Origin of the sequence: Leucobacter sp. M11, assembly GCF_035726885.1 — a bacterium.
Taxonomy (GTDB): domain Bacteria; phylum Actinomycetota; class Actinomycetes; order Actinomycetales; family Microbacteriaceae; genus JAPFRB01.
In genome coordinates this window covers 117,602-118,374 of sequence record NZ_JAPFRB010000004.1, presented here as the reverse complement: position 1 = coordinate 118,374, position 773 = coordinate 117,602, and the positions used below count along the sequence as shown (strand labels likewise).

The 773-nt window shown below is 79.2% G+C and carries 2 protein-coding genes; one reads left to right on the top strand and one right to left on the bottom strand.

Going from position 1 to position 773, the window contains the following annotated elements:
- Nucleotides 1-463, top strand: a 463-nt coding sequence (locus tag OOT08_RS12525) for a helix-turn-helix domain-containing protein (protein ID WP_325093080.1), incomplete at its 5' end; no start/stop codon positions are given.
- Between the two features lie 15 nt (nt 464-478).
- Here OOT08_RS12525 and OOT08_RS12520 read toward each other — a convergent pair.
- A partial coding sequence (locus tag OOT08_RS12520) for a hypothetical protein (protein ID WP_325093079.1) occupies nt 479-773 on the bottom strand: 295 nt, incomplete at its 5' end.

Below are 773 nucleotides of genomic sequence, written 5' to 3'. Positions count from 1 at the left end.
TCCCGTGGGCCCCCGAGTCGTGGTCTCCCGCCCGCTCACCGCTGATGCGCGGCTCTGGGAGGTGGCCGAGCGGCTGGGGCGGGCGCTGGCCGCGGCACCAGCGGACGCGGGCGCGCGCGTCGTAACCGAGCACGGGCTCCGGCACCGGGTGCTCCTCGCCCGGCTCGGGGAGCTCCTGGCGACCGAGCCCGAGCTCAGCGATCCGAGCCTCGCCGCGCTCCTGGCCGAGCCGGAGGGGCGCGTGCTGGCGGAGGCCCTCCTCGCCTGGCTGGACCGGGGGCGCACCGTCTCCCGCGCCGCCGCGGCCCTCGGCATTCACGAGAACACCCTCCGCGGGCGGCTCGAGCGGGCCGGGGCGCGGCTCGGGCTCGACCCGGAGGACCCCGAGGCGGTGCTCAGCGTCTGGGCACAGCTCCGGGCCGCCCTGGGCGGGCCTCCCCCCGGCACGGCCCCGGGGCGCTGAGCAGCGCGGGGAGCCTTAGGGCTTCGGCTGCTCGTCCCGCGGCCCGGCGTCGCCGTCGCGCGTCTCGCCGTGTTCGGCCTCCGGCGTCGCCGTCCCCGGCTCGCCCGCGTCCGGGGCCTGCGTGACCTGGGCGGCGTCAATCTGCGCGTCCTCGCTCAGGGCGGAGGTGTCCGGGCGGCGGCGCGCCCCGGAGATCAGCATGATGCCCACCCCGAGGATCACCGCGGCGGCGATCGCGCCGATCACCACGGGGAGCACGGGAACGCCGCCGTCGGCGGTCTCCTCGCCCGAGCCGTCCACGGCGCTGCCC